At 33.4% G+C, this 15763-nt stretch carries 16 protein-coding genes, 1 tRNA gene and 3 pseudogenes; 14 read left to right on the top strand and 6 right to left on the bottom strand.

Going from position 1 to position 15763, the window contains the following annotated elements; translation table 11 throughout:
* Window positions 1-40: 40 nt before the first annotated feature.
* Complete coding sequence (locus D1869_RS06360) at window positions 41-727, top strand: nucleotidyltransferase family protein (protein ID WP_156014404.1); 687 nt, start codon at window positions 41-43, stop codon at window positions 725-727.
* On the opposite strand, the gene D1869_RS06355 is transcribed toward D1869_RS06360, so the two are convergent.
* Window positions 714-908, bottom strand: a complete 195-nt coding sequence (locus D1869_RS06355; protein WP_156014403.1) for a hypothetical protein — start codon at window positions 906-908, stop codon at window positions 714-716. The two genes, D1869_RS06360 and D1869_RS06355, sit on opposite strands and share 14 nt — an antisense overlap.
* 93 nt (window positions 909-1001) lie before the next feature.
* On the opposite strand from D1869_RS06355, the gene D1869_RS06350 reads away from it, so the two are divergent.
* From D1869_RS06350 to D1869_RS06330, 5 genes and pseudogenes are all read left to right on the top strand, one after another.
* Window positions 1002-1076: transfer RNA gene (locus D1869_RS06350), tRNA-Thr, on the top strand.
* A 201-nt stretch (window positions 1077-1277) separates the two neighbouring features.
* Window positions 1278-1541 (top strand): hypothetical protein, encoded by a 264-nt coding sequence (locus D1869_RS06345; protein ID WP_231113763.1) that lies wholly within the window; start codon window positions 1278-1280, stop codon window positions 1539-1541.
* A gap of 125 nt (window positions 1542-1666) precedes the next feature.
* Window positions 1667-2700: pseudogene (locus tag D1869_RS06340) on the top strand (transposase).
* Window positions 2701-3063: 363 nt separating this feature from the next.
* Window positions 3064-3345 carry a winged helix DNA-binding protein gene (locus D1869_RS06335; protein ID WP_156014402.1) on the top strand — a complete coding sequence of 94 codons (282 nt, stop codon included), beginning with the start codon at window positions 3064-3066 and terminating at the stop codon, window positions 3343-3345.
* The gene (locus tag D1869_RS06330) at window positions 3345-3674 is read left to right on the top strand and encodes a type II toxin-antitoxin system RelE family toxin (protein ID WP_156014401.1); all 330 of its coding nucleotides are present in this window, start codon (window positions 3345-3347) and stop codon (window positions 3672-3674) included. Before D1869_RS06335 ends, D1869_RS06330 begins: the two co-directional genes overlap by 1 nt.
* Here the strand turns inward: D1869_RS06330 and D1869_RS15680 are convergent.
* Entirely contained in the window at window positions 3668-3793 is a 126-nt protein-coding gene (locus D1869_RS15680; RefSeq protein ID WP_260311266.1) for a hypothetical protein, read from the bottom strand. The genes D1869_RS06330 and D1869_RS15680 overlap by 7 nt on opposite strands.
* A gap of 168 nt (window positions 3794-3961) precedes the next feature.
* On the opposite strand from D1869_RS15680, the pseudogene D1869_RS06325 reads away from it, so the two are divergent.
* Window positions 3962-4150, top strand: a pseudogene (locus D1869_RS06325) (SWIM zinc finger family protein); the annotation flags it as partial.
* A gap of 345 nt (window positions 4151-4495) precedes the next feature.
* Here the strand turns inward: D1869_RS06325 and D1869_RS06320 are convergent.
* Window positions 4496-5529 (bottom strand): annotated as a pseudogene (locus D1869_RS06320) (transposase).
* 324 nt (window positions 5530-5853) lie between these two features.
* Here D1869_RS06320 and D1869_RS06315 point away from each other — a divergent pair.
* From D1869_RS06315 to D1869_RS06305, 3 genes are read left to right on the top strand one after another with little or no spacing between them, the layout of a single operon-like run.
* Window positions 5854-6120, top strand: a complete 267-nt coding sequence (locus tag D1869_RS06315; protein WP_156014400.1) for a hypothetical protein — start codon at window positions 5854-5856, stop codon at window positions 6118-6120.
* Window positions 6121-6126: 6 nt separating this feature from the next.
* Window positions 6127-6843, top strand: coding sequence for a hypothetical protein (locus tag D1869_RS15450; RefSeq protein WP_231113761.1), 717 nt, complete (start codon window positions 6127-6129; stop codon window positions 6841-6843).
* 36 nt (window positions 6844-6879) lie between these two features.
* Window positions 6880-7092, top strand: coding sequence for a hypothetical protein (locus tag D1869_RS06305; RefSeq protein ID WP_156014399.1), 213 nt, complete (start codon window positions 6880-6882; stop codon window positions 7090-7092).
* Between the two features lie 256 nt (window positions 7093-7348).
* On the opposite strand, the gene D1869_RS06300 is transcribed toward D1869_RS06305, so the two are convergent.
* Window positions 7349-7882: an integrase gene (locus D1869_RS06300; protein ID WP_231113760.1), complete on the bottom strand. Its 534-nt coding sequence runs from the start codon at window positions 7880-7882 to the stop codon at window positions 7349-7351.
* 520 nt (window positions 7883-8402) lie between these two features.
* On the opposite strand from D1869_RS06300, the gene D1869_RS06295 reads away from it, so the two are divergent.
* The 3 genes from D1869_RS06295 (at window position 8403) to D1869_RS06285 (ending at window position 12137) form a co-directional block, all read left to right on the top strand.
* Window positions 8403-9692, top strand: a complete 1290-nt coding sequence (locus D1869_RS06295) for a hypothetical protein (protein WP_156014398.1) — start codon at window positions 8403-8405, stop codon at window positions 9690-9692.
* A 63-nt stretch (window positions 9693-9755) separates the two neighbouring features.
* Window positions 9756-10226, top strand: a complete 471-nt coding sequence (locus D1869_RS06290; protein WP_156014397.1) for a PaREP1 family protein — start codon at window positions 9756-9758, stop codon at window positions 10224-10226.
* Window positions 10227-10964: 738 nt separating this feature from the next.
* Window positions 10965-12137: an FAD-dependent oxidoreductase gene (locus D1869_RS06285; protein WP_156014396.1), complete on the top strand. Its 1173-nt coding sequence runs from the start codon at window positions 10965-10967 to the stop codon at window positions 12135-12137.
* On the opposite strand, the gene D1869_RS06280 is transcribed toward D1869_RS06285, so the two are convergent.
* Window positions 12127-12657 carry a hypothetical protein gene (locus D1869_RS06280; RefSeq protein WP_156014395.1) on the bottom strand — a complete coding sequence of 177 codons (531 nt, stop codon included), beginning with the start codon at window positions 12655-12657 and terminating at the stop codon, window positions 12127-12129. The two genes, D1869_RS06285 and D1869_RS06280, sit on opposite strands and share 11 nt — an antisense overlap.
* Entirely contained in the window at window positions 12629-14449 is a 1821-nt protein-coding gene (gene treH2, locus D1869_RS06275) for an alpha,alpha-trehalase TreH2 (protein WP_184651037.1), read from the bottom strand. Before treH2 ends, D1869_RS06280 begins: the two co-directional genes overlap by 29 nt.
* Between treH2 and D1869_RS06270 the strand changes: the two genes are divergently transcribed.
* On the top strand, window positions 14450-15763 hold the full coding sequence (locus tag D1869_RS06270; protein ID WP_156014393.1) for a glycosyltransferase family 4 protein: 1314 nt from the start codon (window positions 14450-14452) through the stop codon (window positions 15761-15763).

Below are 15763 nucleotides of genomic sequence, written 5' to 3'. Positions count from 1 at the left end.
TCTGAAAAACTTTATTATTATAAAGAATTGTAGTAATTTAATGAAAGCTGTAATTTTAGCTGGAGGTTACGGTAAAAGATTAAGACCTTTAACCGATGATAAACCTAAACCTCTTGTTGAAGTTGCTGGTAAACCTATTATTGAATGGCAAATCCATTGGTTAAAGAGTTTTGGTATTACTTCTTTCTTTGTGTTAGCAGGTTACAAAAAAGAAGCTCTTATTGAATGGATTTCAAAAAACCAACAAAGACTTAATGTGTCAATTGCTACATTAACAGAAGAAGAACCATTAGGTACTGGTGGTGCTATAAGAAGACTTAAAGATTTCATAAACGAAGATTTTATAGTTATAAATGGTGATATACTTACTAACATTGATATTAGCAAGATGGTATTAAAAGATTGTATTGTAGCTATAGCCCTAGTTCCTTTAAGGAGTCCATATGGTATTGTAACTATAGATGAAAATGGAAAAATAATACGTTTTGTTGAAAAACCCTTATTAAAAGAATACTGGATAAATGCCGGTGTTTACAAGATGAAACCAGAGGTTTTCGAATATTTACCAGAAAAAGGGGATATTGAAAAAATAACATTTCCTTCTCTAGCTGAAAAAGGTTTACTTAAAGGAGTTACTTATGAAAACGTTTACTGGAGATCAATAGATACTATAAAAGATTACGAAGAAGCATCAGTAGAGGTACCAGAGGTATTTAAGAAGTTATGATTTCCACATCGTTATCGTTTTTTAGCCATTTTCGTAAAGCCCCCTCAAATCCTAGATCTCTTACATCCTTCATAAACTTCTTCCTTAAATCTGCTATTAGATCCTCACAGTCAATAGGCACGTTTTCCTCAATTACTTGGAACATCATATTTATTAGATCTGTTTTCTCTTTTGTGTCCATGTTTAATCTGATCCTTAAAAATAAGGGAGAGAGAAAACTATAACTAATGAGAATTGCAAAAAACTTATATGCTGTAAGGTACAAATATTAAATGCCGCGGTAGCTCAGCCTGGCTAGAGCGTTGCCCTGGTAAGGCAAAGGTCCCGGGTTCAAATCCCGGCCGCGGCTTATTTTATAATGAATTGAAAGGAAGTTCCTTCAAGTAGAACGAGCACGTAGGTAACGTCCGTGGAAAAATTGGGTAACATTTTAATACCAAGAATTGTATTATAAATTATACCAAATGTTGTGGATGTATCTAAGCTAACAAGAGAACAAAAAAGAGATTATTAGAGAAGGCTAAAGAAAAGTTAGGAACAAACAAACTCTGTGAAATTACTGGTAGAAGTAGAAAATCAAATTTATTTGTATCTTCGTGGAATTGATGAACGTGGGAAAGAATTAGAGATACCAGACGAAGTTATGGAAAAAGTAATAAATTCACTACCGGTCGATGAAATTTATCAAGTTATACATGGATTTAACCCACGAGAAGTCAGTATTAATGACGCGATCGCGGTTATCGCAAAAGCTGTGAGAGATCCTGGATTTAGAAATATTTTCTTTATGCTACTTCAGAAAGAATTCGGATAGCAGTTTACGTCAGTATGGGAATCTCTTTTTTCGCGTAAAAAATGAGATGAACGAAATACAAAAAAAGACTAGTAAACACTAATTTTTTGAGAAAAGTTTGTATATTAGAGGGCGGACCTAAACATATGAAGGGCAAGAACCAAACTAAACGGACGAAGTCCCTATTGTAGGACTTCGTCCGGTTAGCTCTCAAACTAATCTACACCTTTCTAACTAATATACTTTTCCCCGAAGAACTCCTCAAAGCCTTACTCAAGGCAAGGGGAACTTACTTGAGTAGGCTTGGGAATGAGGGGAGAAGAGCATTAAAGCTCTTGAACAATATTAATGTTGATGATGTTAGAAGGGCATTAAGGGAGATGGGTAAGAGGGTTTTGAGGGGGGTTAGGGATAGGAGAGTTGCTATTGACCTCCATTCAGAACCACAGTATCACAAGGATAAGAGTTTGTTGAGTAGGATTAAGCCTAATAGGGGGACCTCTTGGGGTCTCGTTCAAATTACAATTTTCCTCTTGATTAAGGGTATTTTCCTTGATGTTTTGCCTATAACTGTTAAGAATATTGCTGAGGATTTTAAGATGCAAGTTGTTTTGGAGGAGTTGGATAAGTTTGATCTTAGGCTTGTTTATGCTGATAGGGAGTTTGCTGTTAATGAGGTTATCAAGTTTCTCTTGGATTTTGTTATTGCTGCTAGGTATCAAATGTACAAGAGGTATGTGGATAAGTTGGAGGATGTTGATATTACTTATTGTGGTGTTAGGTATACTGGTTTTCTTTGTGTTAGGCATGTTAGTGGTGCTTATCTTGTTATTTTAAGGAAGAAGGAGGGTGGGGAGGATATGTTTATAGCTTTTCTTGTTAGGAGTGAGGTTGATGTTAGGGCTGCTGTTGTTTTGGCTGAGGGAGAGGTGGGGTGTTGAGAATGCTTTTCGTTCTCTTGAGGAGTTTAGGGTTAGGACTTGTGATGTTGGGAAGGAGTTGGTTCTCGTTCTTCTTTCCTATTTTCTTTTGAATGTTTTGGTTCGTTCTTGGAGGAGGGTTAAGTTGTGGGAGTTTTCTCAAGCTCTTGTTGATTTTCTAATCCTCAAGGAGATGAGGGGAGTTGTTGCACAAGGTTTTACCTCAAGTTGGGGAGTTGTTTTTCGTGAACTTCAGCTAACTCTATGTACTCCTTTTTAATCACGTGAAATTAATTCTATATTTCCTGTTTTTCTAATAAAAATATATTTAATTATACTCGATATCATAAAATATATGTGGTTTTATTTGAATGATACTGGTTTTATTCAATTTTGATTAATGTTATTATTTATCTCAGAAAAAAGAGATTCCCATACTGACGTAGGTAGTTGATACGATAGACGTTGACAAAGAACAAATATTCAATAGAATGCTTAAAGTGTACGTAAAGACGAACCAGAGCGTAGAGGATAAGATATGGAAAGCAATTTATAAATCTTTTGTTTTGCGGAATGCGGAATAAAACAAGTAATCTTATCATAGGATGTTTAAAGTATTTCATATGACGGATAAGGAAAAGCGTAATGTATTGACGGAAATACAGCAGAGGGTAATTTTAGCTATGGAGGATGAATATATGCCCGTCTCAAAAATAATAGACTTAAGCGGGGCTAACTCTACTGCAGTTTTAAGGGCAGTAGACAAATTAATAAAGATAGGAATATTAGAGGAAAAGAGAGAAGAGACTTTCCCTAGAAGGAGGCTCATCCGATTAACGAATAAAGGGAGAATAATCAGAGAGAAGCTAAGGGAAATATACGATTTAATAGATAAGGGAGTTTAATGGTCTGTTCTTCTTATAGAATTCTGGTAGATCTTAAAAATCTTGTGAAGAAATTCTCTGGAAGCAAATATGATGCGAAGAAAATAAGGGGCATTCTTGAAGAGCTCAGCAGGGATCCAGACTCATTTGATATAAGACCGTTATCTGGTTATAACATGTGTTACAGGGCAAGAAAGGGAGATATAAGGTTCATAATAACTATAGATAGAAATTTATGTTGTATAATAATATGGGACGCTGACTGGAGGGAAAGGATTTATGAAAAATTAGAAAGTATTTGTCCTAACGAAAACGAAATAAGGGAACTTCTCACCCAAAAATGTCAGTGAACTACTTTTTCTTTCTCAGCCTTTTTCATTTCCTTATCAAGAACTTTCTCAAATTCATCAAAATCCTCCTTTGTTTCCAGCACAACAAACTTTCTTCCCTTAAATTCCACTTCTTTCATATGTATAAACTTCATTAAGCAATATTAAATAATAATGTTACATATTCCGTATTCCGTAAAGAGAAAAATTTATAAATTAGTTTTCCGTATTCCGTATCACGGAATACAAAATGATTTCCACAAAACCCCTCAAAAAGTTACGTAAAAAGATTAGATGTTTTTTACACATTGGGAGAAGGTGTAATAGTAAGTGCAGAAATTCAGTCTAGGACTAGGAAAGATGTAACCCATTATAGTAGGATCGTTTTAGATCCATTAAGCCTGAAAGTGATCAAAGCTACTTGCAGTTGTGAGGCAGGAAGTTTCGGGAGGAAGTGTTGGCACATTAAAACATTGGAGGAATTGGTAAAGACTGATTAGCATTTGTTGGAAAATCGTTGCACAAGACAATTCTTACAAAGAATTTTCTAATACTTATATCTAACCTCAGAGAATAGGATAAGTTATATCGTTTTTATAGTAAGAATATTCACTACTTAAGCTGATGTATTTAAAAACTATCCTATCGTTAGGATTTTACGTCAGTATGGGAATCTCTTTTTTCTGAGATAAATAATAACATTAATCAAAATTGAATAAAACCAGTATCATTCAAATAAAACCACATATATTTTATGATATCGAGTATAATTAAATATATTTTTATTAGAAAAACAGGAAATATAGAATTAATTTCACGTGATTAAAAAGGAGTACATAGAGTTAGCTGAAGTTCACGAAAAACAACTCCCCAACTTGAGGTAAAACCTTGTGCAACAACTCCCCTCATCTCCTTGAGGATTAGAAAATCAACAAGAGCTTGAGAAAACTCCCACAACTTAACCCTCCTCCAAGAACGAACCAAAACATTCAAAAGAAAATAGGAAAGAAGAACGAGAACCAACTCCTTCCCAACATCACAAGTCCTAACCCTAAACTCCTCAAGAGAACGAAAAGCATTCTCAACACCCCACCTCTCCCTCAGCCAAAACAACAGCAGCCCTAACATCAACCTCACTCCTAACAAGAAAAGCTATAAACATATCCTCCCCACCCTCCTTCTTCCTTAAAATAACAAGATAAGCACCACTAACATGCCTAACACAAAGAAAACCAGTATACCTAACACCACAATAAGTAATATCAACATCCTCCAACTTATCCACATACCTCTTGTACATTTGATACCTAGCAGCAATAACAAAATCCAAGAGAAACTTGATAACCTCATTAACAGCAAACTCCCTATCAGCATAAACAAGCCTAAGATCAAACTTATCCAACTCCTCCAAAACAACTTGCATCTTAAAATCCTCAGCAATATTCTTAACAGTTATAGGCAAAACATCAAGGAAAATACCCTTAATCAAGAGGAAAATTGTAATTTGAACGAGACCCCAAGAGGTCCCCCTATTAGGCTTAATCCTACTCAACAAACTCTTATCCTTGTGATACTGTGGTTCTGAATGGAGGTCAATAGCAACTCTCCTATCCCTAACCCCCCTCAAAACCCTCTTACCCATCTCCCTTAATGCCCTTCTAACATCATCAACATTAATATTGTTCAAGAGCTTTAATGCTCTTCTCCCCTCATTCCCAAGCCTACTCAAGTAAGTTCCCCTTGCCTTGAGTAAGGCTTTGAGGAGTTCTTCGGGGAAAAGTATATTAGTTAGAAAGGTGTAGATTAGTTTGAGAGCTAACCGGACGAAGTCCTACAATAGGGACTTCGTCCGTTTAGTTTGGTTCTTGCCCTTCATATGTTTAGGTCCGCCCTCTAATATACAAACTTTTCTCAAAAAATTAGTGTTTACTAGTCTTTTTTTGTATTTCGTTCATCTCATTTTTTACGCGAAAAAAGAGATTCCCATACTGACGTGCTCCCAGACTTAATAAGTCTCAAAATTATAGGGTTGTGTGCAATATACTGGATTACAAAATTTTTACCACAAACGCGGAAAATACTGGCACTCAAAATAGTAGCCTATGTCTCATTACTCCTTGTGGTATACGAGATATTCATCTTACCAAATCTATCCCGAATTTTGAGCCTTTTTTAAACCTATATTCTCTCTTCTCGGCAAATGAGGAAGGAACTACTTTCCCTAACCTTTCTAGCCCTACTACTAATCCCAGCATTAAGCATACTACCATCAGCACAAACATACCCAAATACATGGGTGGTAGCGTTTTACCCTGGTTCGTACCCTTCAGGGACTTCAGAACAAAGCTATAATAGTTTTGCCGTTAACTTTTCCAATCCTTTCCCAGCAACATATAATGCTACAAATTATGCTGGGTTCGTGGAAACCGTAACGCTTGATTCAGACTTAGGATATCTTGCTATATAAGCATATTTGGACTTCGAAGGCCCTGATGTTATAAATAGATATGGCGGTACTCAACTCGGTTATTATGATTTCGGAATACAGATATGGACTAGTAATGGGATACTAATATATAATACGTATATTTTAGTACCAGACTCATATTATTACCCGTCTCTTCATGCTTATGTATCTTTTGATGGTTTTATGAACCTAACAGCATTACCTAATAATCCTGAATATGCAGCCGTAGCAATCTTAGAAGATTATAATGGAACAATTTACAAGATATATGTACCTCGTTCCTTCAATTCGCCTTTTGGTGTAGTTACTTTTGGCAACACCAATTTTGGTGGTGAGTCAAATCCTTCTTTTGCCCTAGAAGGTACAGTATATAACATTTTTAATTTATATGTAGATGTCATTCCAGACCTTAATACCGGTTGGGATGGTATGTTTATAAATAATGAATGGGTTCAATATATTAATGCGGTAGCTGGGTATTCATCTGCTACGGATGTAGGCGGGGATGCACCCCTACCTTCTGGCTTGGCAGAATCTGGTTTAACATTGTTCCATAATGAGTACCTCGGCTTTATTTGGTCTAATCCATATGCTTGGTATTTCAGTATAGGCAATGTGTATGCATATCAAAGTGCTAACTTAAACTATGTAGAGTTAGCCGTAGGTCAGTCCCATAGTACAATAAACGGGCTGAACTATGCATTAAGTTATATAAACCCATGATAAGATTTTTATTTTTTTAATAGTCTTTCTTTATTAATGATAACTAATACTACATTTACGTCTACGTTTACGTTCGGAACTTTCTACGCACCTCCTTCTCAACAGCAAGTAGGGATTTCAGAAGGTGTTCTTATTTCGTTTGTCTTGTTTTTAACGGCATCAGTTCTTTTTTCTATTACTCTATTCGATGTAATTCATGGAGTTAAGAAAAATAAGGCTAAGAAAAATGAGAATACCACTAACAGCTAAATAAGCCCCTTATTATCCATTACCCAATGAGACTTTTAGTAACATTCAATTTAACGTAATCGGTAGTCCAGCTACATCAGTAGAAATATATACGTACAAATATGCTCAATTTCTTTATAGGTTTAATTTTTCTAGCTTTCGAGGCGTTATTCTTAATCGGGAGTTCTTAGACCCTTTATAAAGCCACATAATTTTTTATCACTTAATGAACTGGCGTTCAGCTTTACTATTAACCCTAATACTCCTACCTATCTTATTAAACGTAAACGCTTTCGAGATTATTGGTGGCGGGGGTGGCCTCCACGTCACAAACGTCGCGTTCCGGTTCCTTTAAGATTTTGAGAATTTCGCTTAATCTTGCACCGGATTCAAGAGCAATACTATAGACCGTGTATACGTTTTCGCTGTACTCCTTTGCTAACTGCAGAGTTTTCTTAACCTCTTCTAACGTCGGTACTCTGAGATCGCTCTGTGTTTTCACTGTCTTTATCTCTTTCAATATTTTATTTGTGAAATCTTCACTTATTATTCCGTGTAAGGCTAAGAACTTAGCGAAAGAGCGGTAAGATTTAACGCTCTGGTTATTGAACGTTATCTTTTTACCGGGCTTTAAGTAAAGTAACCTAGTTTGCACAGTTGCGGGGTCTAACTTCTTCTCGTTTAAGAGATAATCGCGGAAATCGTTTAGGTTGCCTTCTGTTGCATATTGACGTAAATTGGCAACCAACGATATTTTACGACGTTCTTCCTCATCTTTACCGCCCTGGTAAGGCAAAGGTCCCGGGTTCAAATCCCGGCCGCGGCTTATTTTATACTCTTATTTGAATGTGAATGGTTAGATTATCACTAGAGAATATATATTTACTTACGCTAAATATAAGGAGTTTTGAAAGTATACTGTATAGGCTCGTTTGATAATTATGGGAGAATTGAAAGTAATTAAAAATACTAAAAAAGTGACGTAAATGTGTTAAAAACTATTAGAAAGATAATGAATATCCAGATATTTCTTGGAATAAAATAAACAAGGAGAGAAAGAATAAATTTATTCTGTAAATTATTTAATAAAATAGAATATTTATACTCTTTTATTTAATTGAGAATCTTAGTGACAGTATTATAATTTGTATATAAATTTATTAAATGAGATTTCTTTATAAGGAGTATAAATATTGGATCAACATATTACTGTGTGCTAAAAATTTATAGAAATATAAATAGCTTAAGGACGTCACTATCGTCTTAGTTATCAATTAAAATCATTTTCAACTTTGTGAAGGATTTAAAAATATATTATTAAATCATAATTTATGGTAAAGAAGATTTTAGCGGTTATTATATTTATTCTCTTCACGCTATCTTTATTATCGCAAAGTCAGATTAACATATATATAGGTATTGGAGGTAGTGATTATGGATACGAATTTCCTCAAATGCCAATTACTGGAGTAAACTCCACCGTTATATACTATAATATTTCAGTTTCTGGTGCAAGCCCTTCTACTCAGCAAAATACTTGCATTTTAATAAACAAAACGCAAGTGTTTGTGCAAAACGTATTATGGTACTATGGAAAATATGAAAATCCAGAATGGGGAATAGAGATATGGTATTACGGATCACTTCAAATTACATCTTATATGACTCCAACATTAACTGGTAATAAATATACTTTAATTACCTTGTGGAATTATAACAAAAGCGGGGTATTGATTACCTTTTATTTATCTAACGGAACTGAAACTTTTAACGAGACATATTATATTCCCGGTAAATATAATGGTCTCTTTAACATACAAGGAACAGTTATAGTAGGCTACGGTAACGGTGCAACTGCTTATCTTGCTCCTGGTTTTAACGTTTCCATTTCAACTACTGTAGAAATAAACGGTAAATGGTATACTCCCCCAGTAATTTTAAGTGGACTTCCTACCACGGGTGAAAATGCAGTTTTTGGAAGAACTTATTTAAGTACGAGTAATCGCGTTTTCGTAGTTTATAACAACACTAACGGTAAGCAAATATTTGAATTACAGTTCTTAGCCTTACCGAGTGTTATAATTTTTGGGGATGAGGTTATAGTATTTCCATTTGGCAGTCTTTGGGAAATCAAATATCCTAACGGTAGTGTGTCTTTCTTTGTTAACGAAACTAAATACGTAGAAGGAGCTATTGTTTGTCCTTTCGGTATAACTAATTTACCATATCAATCTAATATACCTAACGTTACACACTTCAAGTTAGAAAAGAAATATCATGTAGTTTACGATAATTACAGTTTTTGGGTTCCACAGAAGGAATATGTGTTTATTCTTATTAACAACTCTTACGTACCTATTCTAATAGATAATTCTACAACAATTAGCAACTCGTTAAATACAGCTGTTCCGACTGCAACTACTACTACTATAACTCAAACTTCAGTAACTACTGTAACTTCTTTCATCACTATTACTCATAACTCTTATATTACTATCCATGAAATAACTACAGTTTTTAAGAACGCATATAATTCATCAAAGTTTTATATAGAAGAAATTATGTTATCATTAGTAATATTAGGATTAGTTCTCTACTTATTGATTAGGAATAAAAAATAGAATTTGTAAAAGGGCTTAAGAAGTATAATTTAGTTTATTAAACCTTGTGATTAAATTGATGTTGTGGAGGAGCTTATTAAGAAAGCTGAGGAAAAAGGCATCAATGTTGAAGACTTAATAATTTTAGCACTATCTAAACTTGATCCAAACGAAGGAGTTAAAATAAGGTTAGAATTAGCTGAGAAGTATCTATCTGAGGCTAAGGATTATCTTTCTAAAGGAGATGCTATTCAAGCGTCTGAAAAGGCTTATAAGACAGCTGAAGAGATTGTCAAAGCGTTAGCTGAAAAATTCAACTTACCAGAATATCAACAAGCAATTAAAGAGGGGAGATGGTATACTTATAATCTTGGCCATGCTGCAGCAAAGCTATCTTTAAAACTAGGTGACTGGGTTAAAGCAGGATGGAATTCAGCTTATGTCTTACATGTTTGGGGATTTCATGAGGCTAAATTCGATTTGGATACTGTTAAAATAATGATCTCTGATATAGAACGAATGATAAGAGAGGCTAGAAAAGTCATTCTATCCTAATCTAATCTAAAAAGCAAAGACCTAATACCACTTATGGGATAACCGTATACATTTACTTATTACATTAAAAATATATTAATTTATTAACAAATACTATTTTTTTATGGTAAGGACATTCCCTTGAGTACTATAAGTATTACTCACAAGAATTATTTAATTAATCTATTTTTAATTATATTAAATAAAATTATAAGAAATAAGAATATATAAATTTAAATTTAAAATTATCTCTCTATATATTTTAGATTAACGATAATAACATTATTATATTTTCAATCAAAATAAAGATATAGTATATTTAATACTAAAGCTAATTTTTGATTTTGAGCTATCTCTCGATATTTAACTTTAACGTGTAATATCAATCTTTGTATTACTATAACTTATTTTTAATTTTCCATGCTTTACTGCTACAATATTTATTTCATCGAAGTTCAAATTGTATTCTTAATAAATAGAAGCAAGTCTTTCTTTATATATTTTCAATATAGAATTCATTTATTTTCTAGTATTTTTATTAAAAACATACCTATTTAATGATTTAGAAAATAAGTGGATAGTATATCTTTTCTATCTAGGATATAGTAAATAACTTAAAATCATTTTATAAAAATTTTTGTAATTGAAATTTTTAATTTTTTGTGAAACTAGTATATTTGTATTTTATGAATTTAAACCTTTTGGCTAACTCTCAATATAAAAAATTTCATTAAACTTTGTTAAACTAAAAATTTACATATGAAGAATATTGTTATCATAGGTGGCGGAATAGGAGGAATGGGTGTTGCTACTACACTAGCTCAAAAACTCAAAAACGCTAATATAACTGTAGTAAACAAGGAGGATTTCTATTTTGCTGGCCCTAGTAGACCATTGATTTTAACTGGAGAGCAGAGGTATAGTAGGATAATTAGAGGTTACGAAGAAGTTGGAAAATTAGGAATAAATGTAGTTATTGGTAATGTTTACAAAATAGACCCAGATAATAGAAAGGTGTATCTGTCAGATTCGTCTTTTAATTCCACTAGGGAACTTTCTTACGACTATTTAGTTTTGTCTCCAGGTATTGTTTTTGATGGTAGTAAAATAACTGGTTATGATAAGTACTGGTGGAAGAATACAACAGTCTATGATCCAGGAAGAGTTAATGTTCTTAAGCAAAGATTGTGGACAGCTGAAAAAGGAACAGTTGTAGTTTATGCACCTAAGGCACCCTATAGATGTGCCCCAGCACCAACTGAGACTGCGATGTTAGCACATACTATCCTTTCTTATAGGGGCGTTAGGAACAAGTTTAGAATAATTCACATAGATGCTAATGACAAAACACAACCACCAGTTATTGCTGATGTTATAAAACAGATTTATGAAAAAGCTGGAATAGAATTAGTTACAAACCAAGAGATAGTCGAAATTGGTGAAAATTACGTTGTAACAAAGTCTGGAGAAAAGTATAACTATGATATTTTAGCAATGCTTGAACCTAACAAAGTCCCAAGATTTATTGAAGAAGCAGGTTTGGGTTCACCTTTTGCAGACGTTAGGAGTCCTCAAGATTTGAGAACTCCGAAATATGATGATATCCTAGTTGTTGGTGATGCTGCCAAGTTACCGTTCCCTAAGAACCAAGAAATAGCGTTTGAAAGCTCACAATTTGCTGCAAATAAGATCTTAGAAATGGAAGGAGTAAGTGAAAAAGTCTCAGTCCAATATGCATTTGTAGGCTGGGCTTATGTAGGTAATTTAGAAGGAAAATTAGAGACTTACAGTTTGCAGTTCCAGCTAGATTTAACTAAACAACCTCCAGCAGCTGCAAAAGATCCAGTAATGAAGAGAGAGTATACCCTACAGAAAGATAATTGGGAGCAAGCATATCTTTCAAGATTGTTTAACTATAAAGTCATTGAATAGAGAAAAGATATTTTTTTGTATAAATTCTCAGTTCTTTTAATTTCATTTTATCTATATTATCTATTATCTCTTCTATTTTCTTTCTATCAGTAGAAGGAAGAGAAGAGAAAATGTTTTCTCTCTCATTTTCACCTTTTTTAGTTAATTTTAGTATTCCCTTCCTAGAAAAAATAAATTGATTTTTTATAAGTGATTCTAGTCTGGCGTTTATTCTATAACTATATATGAAGTACGTTTTTCCCCATCTAAAAATAAATAATGGTTCCTGCACGCGAAACTTCTTACTCAAATAATCATAAATGAAAAACGAGGAAACGAATAATTTGTATTTGTGAGTTTCTTGTAACACGGACATAAGTATTATGTTATCTAGTGTAAAATCATAATTTACTGATTTCTCTTCAATAAACTTTTCACCATGGGAAGCAATATATTTCAGTAAGTAGTAAGCAGATTCGCAAGAGCCATATTTCTCTATTTCTTCTATTGCCTCATTTATTAGTTGTAATATTTTCTGCATTTAATTTCTCCTCTAATTCGATTATACTTAAAATTATACCCGCATGAGGAAATGAATGAGGAAAATTACCTCTTGCCTCACAGTTTTTCTGATCAATATGCTCTCCTAGTAGCTTTAGTGAATTGCTACATTTATCTAATTTCTCTAATAGTCTTACTGCATCTTCAACTTTGTTTAATCTAATATAAACTCTTGCCATCCATGGTGTTACTAAAGCAAACGGATGAACTACACTACCTAAGAAATCTTTTTTATATCTTAAATAAAGTCCATCCTCTATTTTTAATTCGCTTTCTATTCTTTTAAGTGTGTTTAAGAATATTTTATCATTAGCATCCACGAAGTCATATAATGGTAATGTCAGTAATGCAGAATCAATTTCATCTCCGCCATAATATCTTACAAAACTCCCTTCTACTATACCGTGCGTCATTATATCTTCTTTAATTTCGTTAGCTACACTCTTCCATTCCTCTGCTTCTTTTTTGTATCCTAATGCTTCAGCTAATTTATAAGCTCTATCTAAAGCAACCCAAGACATGACTTTTGTATGTACATAATGTCTTGTTACTCCTCTCTCTTCCCAAATATCTGTACTAGGCTCTCTCCAGTAAGATTTTACCCATGTTGCAATAGCTTCTATTGCCCAATAATTGCTATCAATATATTCGTCGTCTTGAGTCTCTTTATAATATTCATGAAGAGTGTGCATAAATGCACCTTCAATGTCCATTTGAATTTGTAAATAAGCAGCATTTCCTACTCTAACTGGTTTTGAGTTTTTGAAACCTGATAACCAATCTAGGTTTTCTTCAGCTGGTGGAGGTGTTCCATCAATAGTATAAAATGGATGATCGAAACTCTTAGATGAAGGATCTATTACACTTATTATAAAATCTAGAGATCGTCTAGCTTGCGTTAGTAAGTTCGCTTTAATTAATGCTTCTGTAGCATAAGAAGCATCTCTTATCCATACATATCTATAATCCCAATTCCTTTCCATACCGATTATTTCTGGTAAGGATGTAGTAGGAGAAGCAATTATTCCTCCAGAGGGTCTATATAGTAATCCTAGAAGAACAGATATAGATCTATAGTATATATCCTTAAACCTCTCTGCTTTTCTTATTCTTTTAGCTCTGCTCAACTCTTTTTCACTGAGTGCAACGAGTTTTGAAAAAGCTTCATAGGGTCTTGAGTAGACGAACCCTTTTTGGCTAAATAATCCGTATCTTAAATCTTTTGAATAGAGTAAGTAAAGGTATCCTTTTCCAGGCTTTATGATCAACTTGTAAGGGCTAATAATTTCATAATTGCCATAGACTAATAGTTCTATTCCTTCTTTTGATAGAGGATTTCTGTATATGACCCCATCTTTTACAATTTCTGTCCCAGCATTTATCAAAGCATAGTTAAAAACAGGTATAATATTTACTTCTAAGGGAAGCTCGGTATCGTAAAGCCTTATAATTGCTGGCAATGAAATGGGTAAAAAATCTATAACCATTGCCTTTAACTCATTTTTCTTAAATGTCGTCTTTAAGATAAGCGAATATCCTATATATTCTTCTTGAATTCTGTCATATTCTTTTGGTCTCACTGAGAAATATCCGCCTTTCTCGTTGTCTAATATTTTTGTGAATATAGATTGAGAATCAAATCTAGGTACTGGAAACCAATCTATACTTCCTTGTGATTCTAACGCTGAAGTTATCCCATTAGATAAGAATGCATAATTCACGGAGGCATAATACTCTAAAAACTTTATAAATATAAGCGGAAAATTTTTCATATGTTTTCTGTCGCTATAAACACTCAAACACCACCAATTAGATTTAGGTACACATATAGGGATTTAGTTGATAAGTACGGATTTCTCTCATTTCCCATTGATGTTTCTTTGCTCGATCCGTCAGATTATTACATATCTGTAGGTGGAGTAGCAAAAATGATGCTTGCACTAAGTAAAAAATTTAGTAAAACCAGATGGGTTTCACTTGGCCCGGGATATCCACCAGAAGTTAAATATAAAGATTTAAATATATATTTTGTAGATTTAAACCCTAAAGATTTACAAGGTTATACTAGATTTAAAGAGGGAATTTATAATGAGGCACATGGATTATCTAAATATGAAATTCAGCCAGATGATTATATTGCTTATGCAACTTATAATTGGTTGTCAGCTCAAAAATTATTAGAGTTTTACAAGGACACTGATATTTATTTTATTAATGATTTTCAGCAACTTCTTATTGGCGGAATTATAGGACCTTCAGCACCCGCTGTTTTATGGTATCATATACCATTTGTCCCAGAATATTTATCGCATAAGATGAGAGAATTTCTAATTAGAACTTTTGAAGGTTTTGATGGTGTTATAGTAAGTACAAAAAGGGATTTAGAAGGTATGTTAAGGGCAGGAATTAAAGGAAGAGTAAAGCAAGTTTACCCCTTCATAGATCCTCAAGAATATAGGAAAGCATCAAGACAAGAAGTTGAGAAAGTTAAAGAAAAATATGGAATAAAAGGAGATGATAAGATAGTTACAGTAGTAGCTAGAATGGATCCTATGAAAAGCCAGGATGTGGCTATACAAGCAATGAAATATGTAAATAATGCTAAATTACTTTTAGTTGGAAATGGTAGCTTCACTAGTGGAGCTTTGGGTACTGGAAAAGCTAATGTATGGGCTAAGAAATTGCAAACCTTAGCCGAGCAGGTTAACGTTAAAGACAAAGTAGTTTTCACTGGCTACGTTCCAGATGATGAACTATACGCTATATATGAAGCTTCAGATGTTGTACTCTTACCTTCTAACATTGAAGGATTTGGACTTACTGTGTGTGAAGGATGGGTATATGGTAAGCCAGCCATTGTAAGTAGTGGAGCGGGTATTAGCGAGTTAATTATAGATGGTGGAAACGGATTTGTTTTCAAAAGAGGTGATTATCAAGATCTAGCTGATAAGTTGAATACTGTTCTTAGAGATCCAGAGAAATATTCTTTAGGTAAAGAAACACTTAGAAAGTGTTCTGTTGATTCTAGTTATGACTATTTGAAAGAAATATTTATAGATGTTATGAAAGATTATGGAAAAATATAA

The sequence above is a fragment of the Sulfurisphaera ohwakuensis genome (genome assembly GCF_009729055.1).
In the GTDB taxonomy this organism is placed as follows: domain Archaea; phylum Thermoproteota; class Thermoprotei_A; order Sulfolobales; family Sulfolobaceae; genus Sulfurisphaera; species Sulfurisphaera ohwakuensis.
The sequence above is the reverse complement of the archived record's forward strand: the minus strand, read 5'-3'. Positions and strand labels throughout refer to the sequence as shown.

Excerpts from the sequence above, each read along its gene's own strand:
- D1869_RS06360 (WP_156014404.1), top strand. The coding sequence starts at position 41 with ATGAAAGCTGTAATTTTAGCTGGAGGTTACGGTAAAAGATTAAGACCT.
- D1869_RS06355 (WP_156014403.1), bottom strand. The coding sequence starts at position 908 with ATGGACACAAAAGAGAAAACAGATCTAATAAATATGATGTTCCAAGTA.
- D1869_RS06335 (WP_156014402.1), top strand. The coding sequence starts at position 3,064 with ATGACGGATAAGGAAAAGCGTAATGTATTGACGGAAATACAGCAGAGG.
- D1869_RS06330 (WP_156014401.1), top strand. The coding sequence starts at position 3,345 with ATGGTCTGTTCTTCTTATAGAATTCTGGTAGATCTTAAAAATCTTGTG.
- D1869_RS15680 (WP_260311266.1), bottom strand. The coding sequence starts at position 3,793 with ATGAAAGAAGTGGAATTTAAGGGAAGAAAGTTTGTTGTGCTGGAAACA.
- D1869_RS06315 (WP_156014400.1), top strand. The coding sequence starts at position 5,854 with ATGAGGAAGGAACTACTTTCCCTAACCTTTCTAGCCCTACTACTAATC.
- D1869_RS06305 (WP_156014399.1), top strand. The coding sequence starts at position 6,880 with ATGATAACTAATACTACATTTACGTCTACGTTTACGTTCGGAACTTTC.
- D1869_RS06295 (WP_156014398.1), top strand. The coding sequence starts at position 8,403 with ATGGTAAAGAAGATTTTAGCGGTTATTATATTTATTCTCTTCACGCTA.
- D1869_RS06285 (WP_156014396.1), top strand. The coding sequence starts at position 10,965 with ATGAAGAATATTGTTATCATAGGTGGCGGAATAGGAGGAATGGGTGTT.
- D1869_RS06280 (WP_156014395.1), bottom strand. The coding sequence starts at position 12,657 with ATGCAGAAAATATTACAACTAATAAATGAGGCAATAGAAGAAATAGAG.
- treH2 (WP_184651037.1), bottom strand. The coding sequence starts at position 14,449 with ATGAAAAATTTTCCGCTTATATTTATAAAGTTTTTAGAGTATTATGCC.
- D1869_RS06270 (WP_156014393.1), top strand. The coding sequence starts at position 14,450 with ATGTTTTCTGTCGCTATAAACACTCAAACACCACCAATTAGATTTAGG.